The organism is Streptomyces sp. NPDC049887 (assembly GCF_040656535.1).
In the GTDB taxonomy this organism is placed as follows: Bacteria; Actinomycetota; Actinomycetes; order Streptomycetales; family Streptomycetaceae; genus Streptomyces.
Map to the genome: position 1 here is coordinate 1 of NZ_JBFAMM010000024.1, position 20,369 is coordinate 20,369.

The window sequence follows — 20,369 nt, forward strand, 5'->3', positions numbered from 1 at the left end:
GCATCGGCGCGCTGCTGGGCTGGGGGCGGCGCGGGCGCGGCGCCGGGCTGGGGGCGGTGGTGGCGGCCGCGGCGGCCGCCGCGGCGCTCTGCGCGGCGTCCGTGGTGGGGATGGCCCAGCCGCTGCACCGACTGGGCCAGGACATGCGGGTACGGGCCGGGCAGTGGGACCGTCAGGACACGGCGCTGCGCGCGGCGGCGGCGCGCGGGGCGGAGGTCGCGCCGTACACCCCGACCCCGGTCGCCGGGATGCTCGAACCGTTCCGCAACGGGGGCCGCATCTCCTGGCCGGCCCGGTGTGTCGCCGAGTACTACGGGCTGGAGCGGATCACTCGCTCGACGCGGGTTCCGTGACCGTCCGTCGAGCGCCGGACGTGATCGCCCAGCGTGCGACCAGGAACGACAACGGGGTGACGAGAACCCCGGCGGCGACCGCCGCGAGATGCTCGTCCATGCCCAGCCGGCTGACGGCCAGATGGAGCAGCACTCCGCTGCCCACGAGACCGGCCGCCCCCGACAGCGGATAGCGCACGAAGCCGCGCCACGTCGGCCGGGTGCGGAGGGTGACGTACGAGTTCAGCAGGAACGAGCCCGTGACGCCAACCCCGTACGCCAGGGCGTGCGCGGCCAGGTACGGCAGCCACAGCAGGAGCAGGGCGTACACCCCGTAGTACACCCCGGTGTTGACCACCCCGATCACGGCGAAGACGGCGAACTGCCGCAGGAGGGCGGTGTTCACCGGCGGGGCCGGGACTGCGCCGCGGCCGCCGGGGGGACTCCGTCCGCGGGCCGGGGTGGAGCGGCGTCGCTCTCGGCCACGACGTAGTGCGGCCGCCGCTTCGCCTCGTGGTAGATCCGGCCGACGTACTCGCCGATGACGCCGAGGGTCGCGAGCTGGACGCCGCTCAGGCCGACGATGGCGGTGATGAGCGTCGCGTACCCGGGTGTCTCGACGCCGTCGAGCACCGCGTTCGCGACGATCCACACCGCGTAGCCGAGGGCGGACAGGAAGAGCCAGAGCCCGGTGTGGATCGCCAGGCGCAGCGGACGGGTGTTGAAGGACAGCAGCCCGTCGATCCCGTAGTCGAGTAGGCGTCTGCCGCCCCACTTGGAACTGCCCGCGGCCCGTTCGACGTTGCGGTAGGTGAAGCCGGCCGTCGGGAACCCGATCCAGGAGAAGAGCCCCTTGGAGAAGCGGTTGCTCTCGGGAAGGGACAGCACGGCCTCGACGGCGCGGCGCGACAGCAGCCGGAAGTCGCCCTCCCCGTCCGCGATCTCCACGTCCATGAAGTGCCGCACCAGCCGGTAGTACGCCCGGCTCAGGGCCGAGCGCACGGCGCCCTCGCCCGTGCGGTCACGACGGGCGACGACCTGGTCGTAGCCGTGCCGGTACAGCTCCAGCATCCGGGGCACCAGCTCGGGGGGATGCTGCAGGTCGGCGTCCATGAGCACCACCGCGTCGCCCCGGGCCATCCGCATGCCGGCGAGCAGAGCGGCCTCCTTGCCGAAGTTGCGGCTGAAGGAGGAGTAGCGCACGTACGGCGAAGCCGCGGCGAGGGCCCTCAGCCGGTCGGCGGTCCCGTCGCCGCTCCCGTCGTCGACGTAGCAGATCTCGAAGTGCTCCCCGGTCCGCTCCAGCGCGGCGACCAGCGCCGTGTGGAAGGCGTCGAGCACCTCGCTCTCGTCGAAGCAGGGGACGACGACCGTCAGCTGGGGGTGTGGCATGCCTCCAGTGGAACGCGGAAAGGGGTGCCCGGCCGCGGTACCTACTCCGCACGAGTGTGTCGGGGGTGCGACCGCCGGGGTCGGTGACGTGCAGGAGCCGCGGATGCCCCGCCGTCCGCCGCCCCGCGGTTCCGGCGTGCCCGCGGTTCCGGCGTGCCGCGTACGGCGTCGGAGTCGGCTGCGGACACCCGGTGCCGGAGCTGCCGGGCCGGCTCGCCGTTGCCCCCGTGCCCGGAGCGGCGGGTGCGCGTCGCCACGGGCCGGTCGGCCACGGACGACACGCACGGGCGCGGCCGGCCTCCGCACGCCGTGCGTGCGAGGACCGGCCGCGCCCGGAGGTCCGGCTCACTTGACCGAGCCGGCCATCACTCCCTGGACGAAGTGCCGCTGGAAGGCGAAGAACACGACCACAGGCACGACCAGCGACAGGAACGCGCCAGGTGCCAGCACGTCGATGTTGCTGCCGAACTGCCTCACCTGCGACTGGAGTTCCACCGTGAGCGGCTGCGACGAACTGTCCGCGAAGAGCAGTGCCACGAGCATGTCGTTCCAGACCCACAGGAACTGGAAGATCGCCAGACTCGCGATCGCCGGGCGTCCCACCGGCAGAACCAGCCGGGTGAAGATCCGCCACTCGCTGCCGCCGTCCATCCGCGCCGCCTCCAGCATCTCCCGGGGGATGTCCGCGAAGTAGTTCCGCAGCAGGAAGACGGCGAACGGCAGCCCGTAGGCCACGTGGAACAGCACCACACCGGGAATCGTCCCGAACAGCCCCAGCTGGCCGAAGAGTTTGGCGACCGGCAGCAGGCCCACCTGGACCGGTACCACCAGCAGTGCCACCACGAGCAGGAAGATCCAGTCCCGGCCCGGGAACTCCAGCCAGGCGAAGGCGTATCCGGCGAGCGCCGCGAGGACGATGACCAGGGCGGTCGCCGGCACCGAGATCAGTACGGTGTTCCAGAACGCCTGGGTGATGCCCGCGTTCCCCAGCAGCTCCGTGTAGTTGTCGAAGGACAGCTGCCCGGGACTGGTCAGCGTGGTCCACCAGCCGCTGCTCGCGTTGTCCTGGGGCGTACGCAGCGAGGACAGCAGCAGACCGGCGAGCGGGGTGATCCAGACCAGGCCGATCACCACCAGGAGGGCCTGGACCACGCCGTTGCCGAGCCAGCGGCCGAGCCGGCTGCCGGACTTCGCCCCTGCCGTCCGGTCGGCGGCGGCCGGCTCCTGCGCGGCGGCGGGGTCGGTGAGGGTGGCGCTCATGACTGACTCCTGCGGAAACGGCGGACGTTGAAGACCATGGCGGGGATCACCAGCAGCAGGAGCAGGACGCCGAGCGCGCTGCCGAGCCCCTGGTCGTTGCCGCCGCCGAAGGACACCAGCCACATCTGGGTCGCCAGTACCGTGGCGTCCTCCTGCACCGGCCCGGGCGCGATGATGTAGACGAGGTCGAAGACCTTCATCACATTGATCACCAGCGTCACGAAGACCACGGTCAGGATCGGCGCGAGGAGCGGGACGGTGATCCGGCGGAACACCTGCCACTCGTTGGCCCCGTCCATCCGGGCCGCCTCGAGCGCGTCACGCGGCAGCGAGGACAGCCCGGCGCCGATGAGCACCATCGCGAAACCCGTCCAGATCCACAGGTAGGCGCCGATGATGGCCGGGGTGACCAGCGCGGGCCCGAGCCATGAGACCCCCTCGTAGGGCGGCGCGAAGTTCGCCGCGGGCAGCCGCACCGTGTAGGAGCCCGCCTCCAGGTCCCGGAAGGCGAAGGAACCGTCGGCCGCGGTGGTGGACGAGGCGACGGTCCTGCCGTCGCGGACCGCCTCGACGGTCATCCGCGGCAGCCCGCTCTCGGTACGGTCGACCCTGCCCTGCTCGCCGCCTCCGCCGGGGGTGAAGTCCAGATAGACGACGCCCGACAGCTCACCGGTGCCCGCCTGCTTCTGCGCCGCCCCGTGCGCGGGGCGCGCCTCCCGGGGGATCTCCGCGGGCTTCACCCCGACGAGCCCGAGCGTGAGCACGTCCCCCGGTGACGCCGCCGCGGTCGTGGCGTAGGACCCGTCCGGCCCCTTGGCGAGCCCCTGTCCGTCCCTGGCGCGTGCGGTCGGGTACGGCGACGAGCCCTCGAAGGCGTCGTGCACACCGACCACGGCCGCGTTGAGCACGCCCTTGTCCGGGTCCTCCTCGTAGGCGAGCCGGAAGATGATGCCGGCGGCGAGGAAGGAGACGGCCATCGGCATGAACAGCAGCAGCTTGAACGCCGTGGCCCAGCGCACCTTCTCCACCAGGACGGCCAGGATCAGCCCGAGCCCGGTGAGCAGGGTCGGCGCGACGACGACCCAGATGGCGCTGTTGCGGACTGCCTTGAGCGTGGCCGGATCGCGGAACATCTCGGCGTAGTTGCCTGCGCCGACGAACCGGGTGCCGGAGGCGTCGAAGAAGCTGCGCCCCACCGAGAACAGCACCGGGTAGACGACGAGCGCGCCGAGCAGCAGCAGCGCCGGGAGCACGAAGGCCAGGGCGACGATCCGCCGGCGCCGCCGGGCGCGCTGCCGGAGGTCCCCGGCCCTCGTCGGCCGGGGCCGCCCCGAGGTCGGGGCGGCCGGTGGTGTGGTGACTGCGGTCATGGGTCGTCAGTCCTTGTACGCCTTGGCCGCGGCGTCCTCGAGACGGGCCGCGGTGGCCTTCGGGTCGGACGGGTCGCGCAGGAAGTCCTGGAGCAGCTTCCACTCGCCCGCGCCCTTGGTGCCGCCGAAGGCCGCGGGTGCCTGGTCGGACATGTCGAAGCGGACGGAGTCGCCGGCGTCGATCAGCGACTTGGCCGTCTCGCGGGTGGTGTCGTCGCCGTACGAGGCGAGGTCGAGCTTCTTGTTGGGGGAGAGGAAGCCGCCCGCCTCGGCCCAGACCGCCGCTGACTCCGGGGTCGCCAGGTACTCCAGGAACGCCATCGCCGCCTTCCGGTTCTTGCCGTCCTTCAGCACGACCGCGGCGTCACCGCCGCTGACGACCGGCGCCTTGCCGCCGTCGACCGCGGGGAAGGGGAAGAAGGAGGCGTCCTCGCCGATCTTCCTGCCGAACTGGTCCTTGGCGACACCGGCGACGAAGTCGCCCTCGTAGACCATGCCCGCCTCGGGCTCGGGGCCGAAGACCTTCTCGACCGAGCCGGGGAAGTCGGTGGCGAGCGCGCCCTTCTGGCCGCCGGCGACGAGCTCCTTGTCGGAGAAGACCTTGCCGAGCGTGGTCAGCGCGTTCACCACGCTGGCGTCGGTCCACGGGAGCTTGTGCGCGGCGAGCTGGTCGTACTTCTCGGGACCGGCCTGGGAGAGGTAGATGTTCTCGAACCAGTCGGTGAGCGTCCAGCCGTCCTCACCGGCGACCGCGAAGGCGGGCAGACCCGAGTCGGAGACCGCCTGGCCGGCCTTCAGCATGTCCGCGTACGTGGACGGCGGCTTGACGCCCGCCTGGTCCAGTGCCTCCGGGCTGTACCAGACGGTCGACTTGTGGGCGGCCTTGAAGTACAGGCCGTAGAGGGAGCCGTCCACGCTGCCGTAGTTCTTCCACACGGGCGCGAAGTTGTCGTCGACGGACTGCTCGGCGGTCTTCGACAGCGGCGTGAGCCAGCCGCTCTTCGCGAACTGCTGGAGCACACCGACCTGCGGGACCATCACCACGTCGGGGGCGTTGCCGCCCTCGATCTTGCTGCCGACGACGGTGGAGACGTTGTCACCGGTGGAGACGAACTGCGTCTTGGCGCCGGTCTTCTCGGTGAAGGCGTCCAGCACCTTCTGGAAGTTCTTCTGTTCCGCGCCGGACCAGACGCCGGCGACCGTGATCGTCTGGCCGTCGAGGGACTTGTCGCCACCGCCGGCCGGCGTGACGGGGCCGCCGCCGCAGGCGGTCGCACCGAGGGCGAGGGCCAGGGCGGTGCATCCGGCGAGCATCGTGCGTCGTGGGTTCATGGCAGAACTTCCTTACCGGTCGGGGAAACGGGCGGAGCGTCGCAGAGCGTGGTTCACGGGTGGGCGGGTTGCGGGGACGGGGGTTCTGGCGGTGGTGCGGTTCAGGGGAGGGGCGCGGCTCAGAGGGTGGTGCCGTCGCCGATCCACCAGGCGGCGGTGGAGCCCGGCAGCGCACCGGTCGGGCAGGGGCCGCTGGACAGCAGCGGCGCACCGGAGACGGGGGCGGGCACGGGAGCGGTGCCGAAGTTGACGGCGCACACCAGCCCGTCACCGCGGACGAAGGCGAGCACGTCCGGCGGGGAGTCGAGCCAGCGCAGGTCGCCCTCGCCGAGCTGCGGCAGCCCGCGGCGCAACTGGAGACCGTCGCGGTACAGGTGCCAGAACGAGCGGGTGTCGGCGAGCGCGCGGTCGGTGGCGTGCTCGGCGAACCAGCCGGGCTGCGGCAGCCAGGGCTTGGCCCCTTCGGCTCCGGAGGTGAAGCCGAACGGCGAGGCATGGCCCGACCAGGGCAGCGGCACCCGGCATCCGTCGCGGATCCGCGCCCGGCTGCCGGTGCGCCGGAAGATCGGGTCGGTGAGCACCTCGTCGGGCAGGTCCACGACCTCCGGCAGACCCAGCTCCTCGCCCTGGTAGATGTAGGCGGCGCCGGGCAGTGCCAGCATCAGCAGCGCGGCCGCCCGGGCACGGGCCGAGCCGAGCCCGCTGCCCTCGGTGCCGGACTCCCCGTACCGGGTCACGGTGCGGACCTGGTCGTGGTTGTTCAGCACCCAGGTGACGGTGGAGCCGGTGCCGGCGATGTCCTGCATCGCCTCGGAGACGACCTTCCGGAACGCCGCGGCGTCCCACGGCGCGCTCAGCAGGTCGAAGAAGAATGCCTGGTGGAGTTCGTCCGGCCGTACGTAGCGGGCGTGCTCGCGCGCGGTCGGTACGGAGACCTCCCCCACCAGAAGGCGCTCCCGTCCGTCGCGGAGGGTGTACTCCTCGCACACGGAACGCCAGTGGCGCCACACGTCGTGCACCTCGGGCTGGTTCCAGGCGAGGGGGTTGACGGAGTCGCGGGTGCGGGCGTCGGCCTCGGGGTCGGAGGAGTCGGGCAGCTCCGGGTGCTTGAAGAGCCCGGCGGCGACGTCGATCCGGAAGCCGTCGACGCCCCGGTCCAGCCAGAAGCGCAGGACCTGCTCGAAGTGGGCGCCGGTCTCGGGGTTGCGCCAGTTCAGATCGGGTTGCTCGGGCGTGAACATGTGCAGGTACCACTGGCCGGGGCTGCCGTCCGCCTCGGTCACCCGGCTCCAGGCGGGGCCGCCGAACATCGCGTGCCAGTTGTTCGGTGGCACATCACCGCCGGGGCCGCGGCCCTCGGCGAAGTGGAACCGGGCGCGGGCCGCACTGCCGGGGCCGGCGGCGATGGCCTCGCGGAACCACGCGTGCTCGCTGGAGCAGTGGTTGGGGACGATGTCGAGCAGCACTTTCATGTCGAGCCGCTGCGCGGCGGCGATCAGCAGCTCGAACTCGGCCAGGTCGCCGTATACCGGGTCGACGTCGCAGTAGTCGGCGACGTCGTAGCCGTGGTCGTGCTGCGGCGAGGGGTAGAAGGGGCTCAGCCATATGCCGTCGACGCCGAGCTTCTTCAGGTACGGGAGTCCGGTGCGGACCCCGGCGAGGTCGCCGATCCCGTCACCCGTGCTGTCCAGGAAGCTGCGGACGTACACCTGGTAGATCACCGCGTCGCGCCACCAGCGGTGCGAGGGGCGGTGCGAGAGGCCGTGGTCGGCCGTGGCTGTGAGCGTCACCCGTTGACCTGTTTCTTCGTGAAGGGGTGCCCGCGACCAGAAGGTCAGCGGTTATGCATGCATGTTAAGTAGGGGTGTCGAGAAGGTGTCAACGGTTGTGCAGGAAAGCCAAGGCAGTTGGGGTTTATGTCCCTGTATGTCCCTGCCGCTCGAGCCCAGGGTGATGTGATGCTGTTACCTAACAGGTAGGTAAGTGGGGTGGGTGCAGAGGAAGAGCCGGGCGCTCAGCCCCGGCGGGCGACCGCGGAGAGCTCCCGGAAGAGGCGGCGCACGGCCTCGTCGGGGTTCTGGTGCTGGGCCATCGCGTCGTGCACGACGGCCTGAACGGCCAGGCTCACCTGTCCGTACCGCGCGCTCTTGGGTCGCGGCGCCGCGGACAGGACACTGGCCCGCAGGGCGGGCAGATAGGGGAACCGCCGGATCAGTCCGGGGTCCTGGTAGAGCTCCGCACGCACGGGCGGCAGCGCGCCCTCCGTCAGCACCTTCCGCTGTACGGGGGCGCTGGTCAGATAGGCGATGAGGTCGTTCGCCGACTCCGGGTGCCGGGCCCGGGCACTGACCGCGAGGTTCGACCCGCCCAGCACACTGGTCCCCGGGCCGTCGGGTCCGGGCAGCGGCACCGCGCCGAATTTCCCCGCCACCCGCGAGTCGGCACCGGAGGCCCCGGCGTAGGCGTAGGGCCAGTTGCGCAGGAACAGCAGCCTGCCGTCCTGGAAGGCCTGCCGGGACTCCTCCTCCTTGTAGGTCAGCGCCTCCCCGGGGATCCAGCCGTCGCGCACCCCGCGGGTGAGGAAGCCGAGGCCGGCGCGGGCCGCCGGGGAGTCCACCGTGACCCGGCCATCGTCGCCGAGGATCGTGCCCCCGGCCGAGTACACCGCCTCCGTCGCGTTGACCGTGAGGCCCTCGTAGGGCAGGAACTGCCCCGCGTAACCGCCGAGGCCGTACCGGGGGGCCAGCGTCCGCGCCTGGTGCTCCAGCTCCGCCCAGGTGCGCGGCGGAGCCAGGCCCTCGCGGTCGAGGACGTCCTTGCGGTAGTAGAGCATCCCGGCGTTCGTGACGTACGGGACGGCGTACAGCCTTCCCTCGTACGTCGCCGTGTCGAGCACCGGCGGCAGGAAGCCGCCGAGTGGGAAGCGGTCCGCCTCCAGCGGGGCTATCCAGCCCGCGGCGGCGAACTCCGAGGTCCACGCCACGTCCATGTTGAGGATGTCGTACCGGCCGCGGCCGGAGCGCAGACCCGTGGTCAGCTGCGCCCGGGTCTCGTCCGCGGAGTCCGGCAGCTCGACCAGGGTGACCCTCTCGTCCGGGTGGCTGCGGTTCCAGCCCTCCAGCAGCGGCCCCAGGTACCCCGTGAGATCCCCGGCGGTGGCCAGCGTCATGGGGCCGCGCCCCTCGCCCCGGGCCGCGCCGGCGGAGTCCGCGCCGGTCCCGGTGCCCGCCGAGACGTATCCCGCGAGCACCACCGCCGCGATCAGGAGCCCCCTACCGGCGGCACGCATCCACCGCATAGGTTCCTCCTGGTGCACCGGCGTGGGCTTCTTCGACCGCGTCCAGGGCATGTATACCCGTTAGGCATGGGCGATACTAGGGCCCGTATCGAATGACGAGAGCGATCCGGGCCACACCGGACACGGTAGCGGACCGTCCTCGGCCGGCCGGCGGACGAACAGGGAGGAGGGGAGCGCGCGTGCGTCTGCCCCTCCTGGCGCTGCTGTCCCGGGGGCCCGCCCACGGCTACGAGCTCAAGCAGGACCTTGAGCAACTGCTGGGCTCGGCGTACCCTCAGCCGAACGTCGGCCAGATCTACGTGACGCTCGGGCGCCTGGAGAAGTCGGGGCTGATCCAGGGCGAGGAAGTCGCCCAGTCGAGCCGGCCCAACAAGAAGATCTACCGCCTCACCGACGCCGGGACGGAGGCGCTGCGCGCCTGGTTCGAGGAGACGGCGGACGAGCCGCGGGTACGGGACGAGTTCTTCATGAAGCTCGCCCTCGCCCCCAGGACCGGGCTCGCCGACCAGATCGCCCTCATCAACAAACAGCGACGCGAGTACCTCAACACCATGCGCAACCTGTCGAAGCTGTCCGCGACCGAGGACCGGGACAACCGCATCGCCCATCTCCTGATCGAGGGAGCCATGCTGCACCTGCAGGCCGACCTCGACTGGCTGGAGCGCTGCCAGGAGGAGCTGGAGGGGCTGGAATGAGCCGCACCCCCGACCCGGACGGCACCGGCCGGACCCCGCTCCTGCGCGCCGAGGGACTCGTCAAGACCCACCACGGCGAGGGTGCCCCCGCCCATGCCGTGCGAGGGGTGGACCTGTCCGTGAGCCACGGGGAGTTCGTCGCCGTCAGCGGCCCCTCCGGAGCCGGCAAGTCGACCCTCCTCCACCTGCTCGGCGGACTGCAGCGGCCCGACGGCGGAAGCATCTGGCTCGACGGCGAGTGCACCGACTCCTACAGCGAGGCCCGGTGGGCGACCGAGCGGCGGCGCCGGATCGGCATCGTCTTCCAGTTCTTCAACCTCGTGTCCAACCTCACCGTCGCCGACAACGTCGAGCTGCCCGCCCTACTGGCCGGCACCGGCCCCCGGCAGGCGCGGGCCGAGCGCGAGAAGCTGCTGGCCGAGCTCGGCCTGGAGGGCAAGGCCCGCAGCATGCCGGGCGAGCTGTCCGGCGGAGAGCAGCAGCGGGTCGCACTGGCCCGCGCACTGGTCAACCATCCCCGGCTGCTGCTGGCCGACGAGCCCGCCGGCAGCCTCGACAGCAAGGGCACCCGCGAGGTGATGCGCCTGCTGTCCCGCTTCCACCAGCGCGGCCAGACCATCCTGCTCGTCACCCATGACGCGCGGCTCGCCAGCGCCGCCGACCGGGTCATCAGCTTCTTCGACGGCCGCATAGCCGACGACGCCGAGCTGGGCGGCACCCCCGCCCGGGGCACCGGGCTCTCCGGCGTCCTCGAACTGAAGGACTGACGGTGCGGGCCACACTGCGCTGGGCGCACGCCGACCTGCGCACCCATCGGGGCGAGGCGCTGTTCATCGTCTCCGCCACCGCGGGCATCGTCGCGGCCCTGCTGCTCGCCGCGGCACTCTTCGGCTACGCCACCAACCCCTGGCAGCGCGTCTTCGCCCAGTCGCACGGCGCCCACGTCTGGATCCACACCGGCCCCGCCGCCGACCCCGGCCGCCTCGCCGCCCTCGACGGGGTCGAAGCCGTGTCCGGCCCGTTCCGCACCGCGTCGGCGGCCGTGGCCTCACGGGGCGCCCGCGCGTCCGTCGAACTCCGCGGTGCCGGAGCAGAGCCGCCCGTCACCGGGCGTCCGCTCCTCACCTCCGGCCGCTGGCTCACCACGGCGACCCCCGACGGCGTGGTCCTGGAGAGCAGCCTCGCCCGGGCCCTCGTCGCGGGCCCCGGCGACACCCTCACCCTCCCCGGCACCGGCCGCACCCTGACCGTCGTCGGCGTCGCCGACAGCGCCGAACCGCGCTACCGTCCCGGCGAACGGCCCGGCACCGTCTGGGCCCTGCCCGGCCAGGTGCGGGACACGGGCGAGAGCCCCGGCCACGTCGTCGGTCTGCTGCTCACCGACCCCGCCGACACCGACTACGCCGTGCAGCGCGCCGTCACCGTGCTCGGAGCCGGGGCGGTCACCGACGTCTCCCACTGGCAGCAGGCCAGGTCGGAGGCCCAGGGGGACACCCGGCTGCTCGGCCAGGTCCTCGGGCTCTTCGGGCTCGGCGCGCTGCTGGCCGCCGCGCTCGCCGTCTTCGGCGCGATCAGCACCCGGGTCCGCGGTCACCTCAGGGACATCTCCGTGCTCAAGGCCGTCGGCTTCACCCCGGGGCAGGTGGTGCGGGTGTTCCTGGTCCAGCACCTGGCCTTCGCCGTTCTCGGCGCCCTGGTCGCCACGCTGCTCATCCAGACCCTGGGCAGCGCCCTGCCCGGACGGCTCGGCGAGGCGGTCGCGGTCTGGCAGGGGTTGCCCGGGCACACCGCCGCCCTGCTCGCCGTACCCGTCGCCGCGGTGCTGTTCATCGGCGCCACCACCTGCCTCGCCGCCTGGCGGGCCGGCCGGGTGCCCCCGGTCCCGGTGCTCCCGGCCGGGAAGGCCCCGGGCGGCCGGCTGTCCGGACCGGCCAGGAGGGCCCTCGGGCTCGGGCTGCCCCCGGCCCTCGTCCTCGGCTGGCACCGGGCCTTCGCCCGCGGCCCCCAGAGCCCCGCCACCATCGTCCGGCTGGCCCTGCCGCTGCTGCTGATCACCGTGGCGCTCAGTGCCTGGACCACCATCGCGCGCTTCGACAGCAGACCGGCGGAACTGGGACTGCCCTCCGCGCTGACCGCACGCGCGGACGGCGGCCTCGCCGAAAGGGAGGCCGCGGCGCTGCTCGGCGGCCACCCGCAGGTCGTGGCGGCCCACCCCGGTGTCGAGGTCGCGGCGCTCGTCCCCGGCCAGACAGGCACCATCGCACTGCGCGGCCTCGGCACCCGCGAGCGGCCGTACCCGTACACCGTGGCAGAGGGCCGGGCCGCCGAAGGCCCCGACGAGGCGGTGGCCGGGCAGGGCCTGCTCGATCTGCTGGGCGTGGAGGTCGGCGACTGGGTGCGCATGACCGTCGGGGGCCATCCGCAGATCCTCCATATCGTCGGCCGGAGCATCGAACCGGAGAACGGCGGACGGACCGTCTCCACCTCGCTCGACACACTCCGCGAGAACGACCCGGCCCTGCGTGCGACGCTGTACCAGATCCAACTGCGGCCGGGAGCCGACCCTGCCCGCGTACGCGCCGAACTGAGCGGTGCGTCGGCGGGGAGACTCGACATCCACGAGGTCACCAGCCCGGCCGACCGGCTCTCCACCATGCGGGGTGTCGTCGCCGGGCTGATCGGTGTGCTCGCCCTGATCGGGCTCACGGAACTGTCGACGGCGATCGGCGGGAGCGTACGGGACGGGGAGCGCGACCTCCTCGCCCTGAAGGCGATCGGGCTGTCGCCCCGGCAGATCACGGCGGTCACCGTCACCGCGGTCGGCTGCACCGCGCTGGCCGCCGCGGTCGTGGGGGCGGGGCTCGGGGTGCCTCTGGCCCACTGGCTGATCGACGCCGAGGGCCGCTCCAGCGGCATCGGAGCCGGCATCGCGCAGACCCCTTCGCCGCTCCATCTGGTGCTGCTCGCCACCGCCGCGGTCCTCGGCGCGATCGCGCTCGCGGCCCTGCCGGCGGCCCGGGCCGCGCGCCGCCGGCTGGTGGACACCCTCAGCGCGGTGGCCTGAGCCGGACCGTCCGCCCGGGGTCGCCGCCGTCGGGGTGGGAGCCGGTGGTGCGGCCGGTGCCTGCCGCGTCTCCCCGGCGGGCCGCGGCCCCGGCTCCTCCGGGGGCGGCTGCCCGGTCACCAGCAGGGGGGCGACGTCCTCGCGGACCGTGCGTTCGCCGATGATCACCGTGGTCACGTCGCTGCGGCTCGGGATCTCGTACATGACGGGCCGCAGGACATGCTCCATCCGTTGATCGGGCTGATCGGCCGGGACGACCAGCCCAGCCGCCGGCCGACCGGACCCGAAGCTGCCCAAGGTTCCCCTGCGGAGGTGAGAGGCCCGGGGAGCCTCAGAGCAGTTCGGAGTCGAACAGCCGCAGCAGGGCCTCCCCGTCCGCCTCCGTGTCCGGTGTGTCACCCGGGAGGGGCTGCTCGGCCCAGATGATCTTGCCTTCGGACGTGTACCGCGTGCCCCAGCGCTCGGACAGCTGAGCCACCAGGAACAGCCCGCGGCCGCCCTCGTCCGTCGTCGCGGCGTAGCGAAGGTGCGGTGAGGTGCTGCTGCCGTCGGCGACCTCGCAGGTCAGGCCCTGGTCGTACAGCAGCCGTACCCGAATGGGCTGGGTGCCGTAGCGGATCGCGTTGGTGAGCAGTTCGCTGAGGATCAGCTCGGTGCCGAACGCCATCCCCTCCAGGCCCCACTCCGCGAGCTTCGCGACGGCGGCTGCGCGCATCCCGGCCACCGCGCTCGGGTCCGACGGCACGTCCCACTCGGCGACCCGGTCCGGGCCGAGGGCGCGCGTACAGGCGATGAGCAGGGCCACATCGTCCTTCGGGCGGGCGGGCAGCAGCGCATCCAGGACGCCCTGGCATGTCTGCTCCGGTGTGCCGTCCGTGCGCGCGAGGGCGCGGCGCAGCAGCTCGATGCCCACGTCGATGTCGCGGCTGCGGTCCTCGATGAGCCCGTCCGTGTAGAAGACGAGTCTGGTGCCTTCGGGGATCTCGAGCACCGCGCTCTCGAACGGCATCCCGCCGAGCCCGAGTGGCGGGCCCGCCGGGAGCTCCGGGAACTCGACGCTGCCGTCGGGGCGGACCAGCGCCGGCAGCGGATGCCCGGCCCGGGCCATGGTGCAGTGCCGCGACACCGGGTCGTAGATGGCGTAGAGGCAGGTGGCGCCGGTCATCGCCGGGCCGTCGGGACTGCCGCCGGGGCCCATCTCGTCCTGGTCGATTCGGCCCACCAGGTCGTCCAGATGGCCGAGGAGCTCGTCGGGCGGCAGATCGAGCGTGGAGAAGTTGTGCACCGCGGTCCGCAGCCGTCCCATCGTCGCCGCGGCGTGCAGCCCGTGCCCCACCACGTCGCCGACGACCAGGGCGACCCGGCTGCCCGGCAGCGGGATCACGTCGAACCAGTCGCCGCCCACTCCGGACTGGGCCGGCAGATAGCGGTGCGCCACCTCCACGGCGCTGTGCTCCGGCAGCGCCCTCGGCAGGAGGCTTCGCTGGAGCGTCACGGCGAGCGCGTGCTCACGCGTGTACCGGCGGGCATTGTCCACCGACACCGCGGCCCGGGCGACCAGCTCCTCGGCGAGGGACAGATCGTCCTGCTCGAAGGGGCCGGGCTTCTCCGAACGCCAGAAGTTGGCGACCCCCAGCACGACTCCGCGGGCCTGCAGCGGCACGGTGATGAGCGAGTGGATGCCGTACTCGACGATCGCCTTCGTCCGCTCGGGGTCCTGTGCGCGCCAGCCCAGCGCCCTGGACAGGTCCGGTACCACCTCGGCCCGTCCGGTGCCCATCCCGCGGGCCTGCGGTGTGGAGGGCAGGAACGCGATCAGCCTGCCGCGTTCGTACAGCGGGTGGTCGCCGCGGATCCCGCTGACGGCGGTGCGGCGCATCTCGCCCGCGGAGCCGTTCGGCTCCTCCCCGTTGAGTACGGGGTCCGCGAGGTCGACGGTGACGTAGTCGGCGAACGAGGGGACCGCGACCTCGGCCAGCTCCTCCGCGGTCCGGGCCACGTCCAGCGTCGTCCCGATCCCCACGCCGGCGTCGTACAGCAGCTGGAGGCGCTTGCGCGCCACCTCGGCCCGGCCCGTCAGCGCCTGCAGCTCCGTGGAGTCGCGGATGGTGGCGACGGTGCCCAGCGGACCGCCCGGACCGTCGGTGGACCGCTGGTTGACCACGAGCATTCGGTCCCCTGCGGTCAGCACCTCGTCCGTGGCCGCCGTGCCCGAGGCGAGCAGTTCCGCCGTCGAGGGTTCGAGACCGGCCAGGTCGCGTACGGGCCGCCCCTCGGAGTCGGGGCCCAGGCCCAGCAGCCGGCGGGCCTCGTCGTTGGCGAGCAGCAGCTTTCCGTCCCCGCCGACGATGACGACGCCTTCCCGTACCGCGTGGAGGACGGCGTCGTGATGCTCGTACATACGGGTCATCTCGGCCGGGCCGAGCCCGTGGGTCTGGCGTTTCAGGCGTCTGGTCGCCAGGGCCGTGCCCGCGGTGGCCAGGGCGAGGCCCGCGGCTCCCGTGCCGAGGATGACCGGCAGCTGCCGGTTCACCGCGCCCGTGACGTTGCGGACGGTCAGTCCGGCCGACACCAGCGCCTCGACCTTGCCGTCCGGGCCGGTGACGGGGACGACCGCCTGGACCTCCTTGCCCAGGGGGCCGTCCACGCTCTCGAGGAGCACCTCGCCCTGCAGGGAGGGTTCGATCGTGCCGACGAAGCGGTGCCCGATCCGCTCCGGCAGGGGATGGGTGTAGCGGATCCCGTTGGTGTCCATGACGACGATGAAGTCGACGCCCGCGCGCTTCCGCGCCTCCTCGGTGATCGGCTGCAGGACGCTGGACGGGTCGGGGGAGTCCAGCGCGGCGAGCAGTCCGGGGGAGTGGGCAAAGGATTCGGCGACCGCGACCGACCGGTTGCGGGCCTCACGGTCGGTGTCGTGCCGGGTCTGGAGGACCAGGGCGAGGATCGTCCCGAGAACGAGCAGGACCACGACCGCCACCTGGAGGATGAACACCTGCCCGGCGACGCTCCTGGGGCGTCTGCCGATCAGTGGCCGAACCGACACGCCCCGCAATCGGTCGAAGCGCCTGATCACGCTGTCCTTTCTAGCACCGCTTGACCCCATCGGGCCATACGCGTCCGGCAACCTTTGACCCCGGAGGCCCCGAAGTGGGGAAGCCCGTCACGGACAGGCGTAGAGGAATTCCGCCGACGCGTCGTGCCGCGAGGGGGAGCTGAGACGCAGCTCGGCACGGGCGCGGAGGGTGCCCTCGCCGTGGAAGGTCCACAGAAGACGCAGCCGCGCCGTGTCCTGGCCGCGGGCCAGCCGCTCCGTCAGCACCTCGGAGGCGGTGCCGTCGCTGCGCACCCAGCGGTAGCTCAGGGTCCCCGGCCTGCCGTCGGTGCGCACCACGGCCGTGACGACGGCGGTGCCGTCGCAGCCCGGGCCGCCGGGGTCGGTGTCCACCGCGACGCCCCGGACCGTGGGCCCGGGGCCGTACCGCTGCCAACCCAGGACGAGGAGCACGGCGAGCAGGATCAGGGCCGCCAGGGAGTAGCGGCGCAGTCCGGACGCCCACGACCGGCCGGTGCCGAGGGTCCGCGGGCCCTCGGCACCCGGCGGCGTGCCCGTGTGCCACACGGCCGTCGTTCGGTCCCCCTCGTGTCTCTCCCGTGCCGCCGCGGTGACTCCCGGGCCGAAGCGCAGCACGGTGCCCTCGATCGCGTCCGGGGGCGTGTCCGGCAGCTCGGACCAGTGACTGGCGAGCGCGGTGGCGCTGTAGTCCTCGGGCACAGGCGGGCCGTGCCCCTCGCCGTCCGGCGACGGAGGAGGGCTGAGGAAGGGGAGGCGCGGATCGTTCATCCGAGCGTGCACCTCTGCGTCACGATCTCCTGCCGCGAGCCGCCGTTCGCTGCGCCCGGCGGGCTGTCCGCGGTGAGCCGCCAGTAACAGGCCCTGGCGTTCTGGAAGACGTGCTCGACGGTGAGCGTGTACCTCATCGCGCCACTGCGCTCGAAGGTGTCGGCTGTGCCGTCGGGGGTTCCCGGGCCGCCCTTGGCCGCGGCGGTCGCCCAGTCCAGGACGATGCGCACCGGGCCGGTGCCGTCCGTGACGACCTCGACGGTCGCGCTGGCCGTCGCCGGGCCCGTCTGCCGCAGGGAACCGATCGACACGGTCGCCACCGGGACCTGCGGAGGCTCCGGGGTCACCGGTGGTTCGGAGGTGACCGGCGGGGGCTCCGGTGAGATCACCGGCGGGGCCGTCGAAGTCCCGGGGGCGGTGGACGGGGCGGCAGCACCGGACGGGCCGGCGGTCGCCGTCGGCCCGGTCGCCGAGGACGTGGGCGAGGGCGAGGAGCCGGGGGACGCGGAGGCGGCGGAAGACGAGGGCGCGGCGGAGGCCGGGCCGGTGGCCGCGTCCGGCGCCGGAGGCACGGCGCTCGTGGTGGCGACCGCCCGCGCCGCCGGACTCCCCGGAGCGTCACCGGCTGCCTGCGCCGCGATCACCAGCAGCAGTCCCAGGACGAGCGCGAGCGACGCGGCGAACAGTCCCTGCCGGTCCGGCCACAGACCCCAGGGCCGGTGGCCGCGCCCCAGCGAGGTCGACGCCCGCGCCGCCACCGAGACGGGCGGGGCGCCGGCCGAGGGAAGCAGCAGCAGCGGCAGCAGAGCGGCCAACGCGGCGAGTTCCCCCCGTCCGCGCTCCTCCCAGTCGGGTCCGACGGCCTCGCCCGCGATCGCCTCCAGCTCCGCGACGAACGCCTCCGCGGTCTCCGGCCGCTCCTGCGGCGACTTCGCCATCCCGCGCCGGATCAGCGGCCGCAGTTCCTCGGGCACCCCGTCGACCGGCACCGGCGCGGTCGTGTGCCGGAGCGCGAGCTCCGCGAAGTTCTCGCCGGTGTACGGCTTGCGTCCCGTGACGCACTCGTAGAACGTCGCCGTGGCCGCGTACACATCGGCGGCGGGCGAGGCCGGTCCGCCGGTCCACTGCTCCGGGGCCATGTACGAGGGCGTGCCCGCGACCCCGGGCGTCGTGCCCCGCCCCGCCGCGATCCCGAAGTCGACGAGCTTCGACGACCCGTCCCGCGCCACCAGCACGTTCTCCGGCTTGTAGTCGCGGTGCACGACTCCCGCCCGGTGTGCCGCCGCGAGCCCCAGCAGCGAGCCCTTGAGCACCACGAGGGCCGGTGCGACGCCGGTCGCGCCCTCCCTGGCCAGCAGGGCGCGCAGCGCCATCCCGTCCACCAGCTCCATCACGATGGCCGCGCCGTCGGGGCACTCGACGTACTCGTACAACCGGACCACGTGCGGGGTGTCGAGCCCGCTCAGCAGCCGTGCCTCCGAGCGGAAGGCGCGGACGAAGGCGGTGTCCCGGCGCAGCCGCTCGGCGAGGTACTTCACGGCCACCGGTGTGCCGGTGGCGTCGTGGACGGCGAGCACGACCCGTCCGCTGCCGCCCGAACCGATTTCCCTGGTCTCGGTGTATCCCGGGACCGTCCATGTGTTCATCCCACCCCCTCGGCGGACGCGGCCGGAGCGCACCGCCGGCGCCGCGTGCGCCGTCGTCCCCACAAGGGACACCTGTACGGTACCGGCCGGTTCCCGGCTGTCCGGGTCATGGGCGTTCCGCGGCCGGTGTCCGGCCGGCGCGGGTGATCAGTGCGTGCAGCCGCTCGGCGGCCGCCCGGCCGAAGGAGGGGTCGTTGATGTGGGTGGGGAAGTCCACGGTCTCCACCGGGCTGCCCCGCAGCCCCTCCCGCAGCGCCGCGAACAGGGCCGCGTCGGCGTCCGGGTCGTGGTACGGGCCGCCCGGCGCGCCGAGCGTCGACAGCCCGCGCAGGGGGAGGCACACCTCGGCCGGTCCCCTGGCGCCGCGCAGTTTCTCCGCGACGCCGCGGCCGAGCTCGGAGCACTCCCGCGCGGTCGTGCGGACCACGGTCACGGACGGGTTGTGCACCCGCACGTCCCGGTCCCGCAGCCGCTCCGGGACGGTGTGGGGAGGACCGAACTTCACCATGTCCAGGGCGCCGGGGCTCACGACCTGGGGCGTGCCCCGGCGGCCCGCGGCGAGCAGCCGGTCGGGACCGGCGGTCAGGGTGCCGCCCACCAGTTCGTCCGCCAGCTCACTGAGCGTCAGGTCGAGCACGCCGGCGAACAGCCCCCGTTCCGCCAGGGCCTCCAGGGTGCGACCGCCGGTGCCGCTGGCGTGGAACACGAGCACCTCGTAGCCGAGTTCGGTCAGGCGCTCGCGGGCCGCGTCGACACCGGGGGTCGTGACGCCCGCCATGCTCGCCGCCACCAGCGGCCTGCCGCCCGCCCCCATCCGCTCCGGCCGCACCGCCCGGGCGCTCCCGGCGAACCCCTTCGCCATGCCGCAGACGGCGTCGACGGCGTTGGCCAGGACCGGGGCCGAGACGGAGTTGACGCCGGCGATGTCGACGACGCTGTACATCATCGCGATGTCCGCGGATCCGACGTAGGCGGACACATCTCCCGACGCCATCGACGACACCATCAGCTTCGGTACGCCGAGCGGCAGGCCGCGCATCGCACGGGTCGCGATGGACGTCCCGCCGCTGCCGCCGAGGGCCAGAACTCCGTGCAGCCGCCCGGCCTCGTACAACCGCAGGAGGGTGGCGGCCGCACCCCGGGCCATCGTGGTCACGGCGGCGCCGCGGTCCCCCTCCGCCCGCAGCCGCTCCAGGTCGGCGCCCGCCGCCCTGGCCACCTCGGAACGCGGCACGTCCGCGCGCAGCCGCGGCTCGCCGGCGACGCCGGCGTCGACGACCACCACCCCGACACCGTGCCGCAGCAGTCGGTCCCGAAGCCACGCGTACTCGAGGCCCTTGGTGTCCAGGGTGCCCAGAAGGACGACGATCGCCATCCCGGTACTGTCCGCGAGATTCGGCGAAGCGACAAGGGTGCCTCCGGGCGGCGCCCCCGCCGCGCGGGGCCGTCGCGGGCGGCTCCGGCGGTACCGCCGGACCGGGCGGCGTCCCCGCCGGGTGCGGCGCGTCCCAAACGGCACCCCTCGGCCGTCGGGCCGCCGGTCCGCGGCGGAGTCGTCCGGGCGGGCCGCGCCGGCCGGCCGCCACCGCGTACCGCGGGTCGCCGGGCGCTCGGGCTCGTGGCCCGGTCCCGTTCCGGGCCGTCGGCAGGCGCGCCCCCGCGCACCCGCCGGGCGGCGGACTTAGGCTGGACTGGCTGTTCACCGTGGAGGTGTGCCCATGTCGCGTAACCACCACTTCCACCTCGACCGGGGCGACCACTCGATCACCGTCAACGTCGGCCCCGGCAGGACCGGCGGCATCGAACTCCTGGTCGACGGCAAGGTGATCGCGTACCGGCGGGAGCACGGGACGGGCACGACGGTGCTCAACGGACTGCTCCCCGACGACCCGGCCCGGGAGTTCGTCGTCCGGGTCCACCAACCGCACCTGGTGCGGATGAAGCCCGGCTGCACCCTGGAGCTGGACGGTGTGGAACTGCACATGCCGGAGCGGTACACCGCGTTCTGAGCGCCGCCGATCGGTCCCGCCGGTGGTCGCTTTCGAGTGACCCCGGCGGCTCCGTACCGCAGGAGGCGCTCCGCCGTACCGGAGCATCGCAGTCGGCCGGACTCCGCCGGCCCTGGACCGTGTCGCG

15 protein-coding genes and 1 pseudogene are annotated in these 20,369 nt (G+C 73.3%); 5 read left to right on the plus strand and 11 right to left on the minus strand.

The window, feature by feature from the left end:
- A pseudogene (locus AB0J10_RS25520) lies at positions 1–353 on the plus strand (hypothetical protein); the annotation flags it as partial.
- Here AB0J10_RS25520 and AB0J10_RS25525 read toward each other — a convergent pair.
- The 7 genes from AB0J10_RS25525 to AB0J10_RS25555 all read right to left on the minus strand — a co-directional run bounded on the left by AB0J10_RS25525 (position 328) and on the right by AB0J10_RS25555 (position 8,984).
- Positions 328–738 (minus strand): GtrA family protein, encoded by a 411-nt coding sequence (locus AB0J10_RS25525; RefSeq protein WP_363064788.1) that lies wholly within the window; start codon positions 736–738, stop codon positions 328–330. The pseudogene AB0J10_RS25520 and the gene AB0J10_RS25525 overlap by 26 nt on opposite strands.
- A complete protein-coding gene (locus AB0J10_RS25530) occupies positions 735–1,724 on the minus strand; it encodes a glycosyltransferase family 2 protein (protein WP_363064789.1) in 990 nt (329 codons plus the stop codon). Before AB0J10_RS25530 ends, AB0J10_RS25525 begins: the two co-directional genes overlap by 4 nt.
- 345 nt (positions 1,725–2,069) lie before the next feature.
- Entirely contained in the window at positions 2,070–2,984 is a 915-nt protein-coding gene (locus AB0J10_RS25535; protein WP_363064790.1) for a carbohydrate ABC transporter permease, read from the minus strand.
- Positions 2,981–4,354, minus strand: coding sequence for an ABC transporter permease subunit (locus AB0J10_RS25540; RefSeq protein WP_363064791.1), 1,374 nt, complete (start codon positions 4,352–4,354; stop codon positions 2,981–2,983). The genes AB0J10_RS25535 and AB0J10_RS25540 overlap by 4 nt, the downstream gene beginning before the upstream one ends.
- A gap of 6 nt (positions 4,355–4,360) precedes the next feature.
- The gene (locus tag AB0J10_RS25545) at positions 4,361–5,686 is read right to left on the minus strand and encodes an ABC transporter substrate-binding protein (RefSeq protein WP_363064792.1); all 1,326 of its coding nucleotides are present in this window, start codon (positions 5,684–5,686) and stop codon (positions 4,361–4,363) included.
- Between the two features lie 119 nt (positions 5,687–5,805).
- On the minus strand, positions 5,806–7,476 hold the full coding sequence (locus AB0J10_RS25550) for a glycoside hydrolase family 13 protein (RefSeq protein WP_363064793.1): 1,671 nt from the start codon (positions 7,474–7,476) through the stop codon (positions 5,806–5,808).
- 224 nt (positions 7,477–7,700) lie between these two features.
- Positions 7,701–8,984 (minus strand): ABC transporter substrate-binding protein, encoded by a 1,284-nt coding sequence (locus AB0J10_RS25555; protein ID WP_363064794.1) that lies wholly within the window; start codon positions 8,982–8,984, stop codon positions 7,701–7,703.
- A gap of 179 nt (positions 8,985–9,163) precedes the next feature.
- Between AB0J10_RS25555 and AB0J10_RS25560 the strand changes: the two genes are divergently transcribed.
- Genes AB0J10_RS25560 through AB0J10_RS25570 form a run of 3 tightly spaced genes read left to right on the plus strand, consistent with a single transcriptional unit; the run spans position 9,164 to position 12,743 of the window.
- A complete protein-coding gene (locus tag AB0J10_RS25560) occupies positions 9,164–9,679 on the plus strand; it encodes a PadR family transcriptional regulator (protein ID WP_363064795.1) in 516 nt (171 codons plus the stop codon).
- Positions 9,676–10,446, plus strand: coding sequence for an ABC transporter ATP-binding protein (locus AB0J10_RS25565; RefSeq protein ID WP_363064796.1), 771 nt, complete (start codon positions 9,676–9,678; stop codon positions 10,444–10,446). The genes AB0J10_RS25560 and AB0J10_RS25565 overlap by 4 nt, the downstream gene beginning before the upstream one ends.
- A gap of 2 nt (positions 10,447–10,448) precedes the next feature.
- On the plus strand, positions 10,449–12,743 hold the full coding sequence (locus AB0J10_RS25570) for an FtsX-like permease family protein (protein WP_363064797.1): 2,295 nt from the start codon (positions 10,449–10,451) through the stop codon (positions 12,741–12,743).
- 331 nt (positions 12,744–13,074) lie between these two features.
- Here the strand turns inward: AB0J10_RS25570 and AB0J10_RS25575 are convergent, their stop codons facing one another.
- The 4 genes from AB0J10_RS25575 to AB0J10_RS25590 form a co-directional block, all read right to left on the minus strand.
- Entirely contained in the window at positions 13,075–15,789 is a 2,715-nt protein-coding gene (locus tag AB0J10_RS25575; RefSeq protein WP_363064886.1) for a SpoIIE family protein phosphatase, read from the minus strand.
- Positions 15,790–15,906: 117 nt separating this feature from the next.
- A complete protein-coding gene (locus tag AB0J10_RS25580) occupies positions 15,907–16,587 on the minus strand; it encodes a hypothetical protein (protein ID WP_363064798.1) in 681 nt (226 codons plus the stop codon).
- Complete coding sequence (locus AB0J10_RS25585; protein ID WP_363064799.1) at positions 16,584–18,233, minus strand: protein kinase; 1,650 nt, start codon at positions 18,231–18,233, stop codon at positions 16,584–16,586. The genes AB0J10_RS25580 and AB0J10_RS25585 overlap by 4 nt, the downstream gene beginning before the upstream one ends.
- A 106-nt stretch (positions 18,234–18,339) precedes the next feature.
- Entirely contained in the window at positions 18,340–19,608 is a 1,269-nt protein-coding gene (locus AB0J10_RS25590; protein ID WP_363064800.1) for a Tm-1-like ATP-binding domain-containing protein, read from the minus strand.
- Between the two features lie 343 nt (positions 19,609–19,951).
- Here AB0J10_RS25590 and AB0J10_RS25595 point away from each other — a divergent pair, with 343 nt between their 5' ends.
- Entirely contained in the window at positions 19,952–20,242 is a 291-nt protein-coding gene (locus AB0J10_RS25595) for a hypothetical protein (RefSeq protein WP_363064801.1), read from the plus strand.
- The last annotated feature ends 127 nt before the right edge of the window (positions 20,243–20,369 follow it).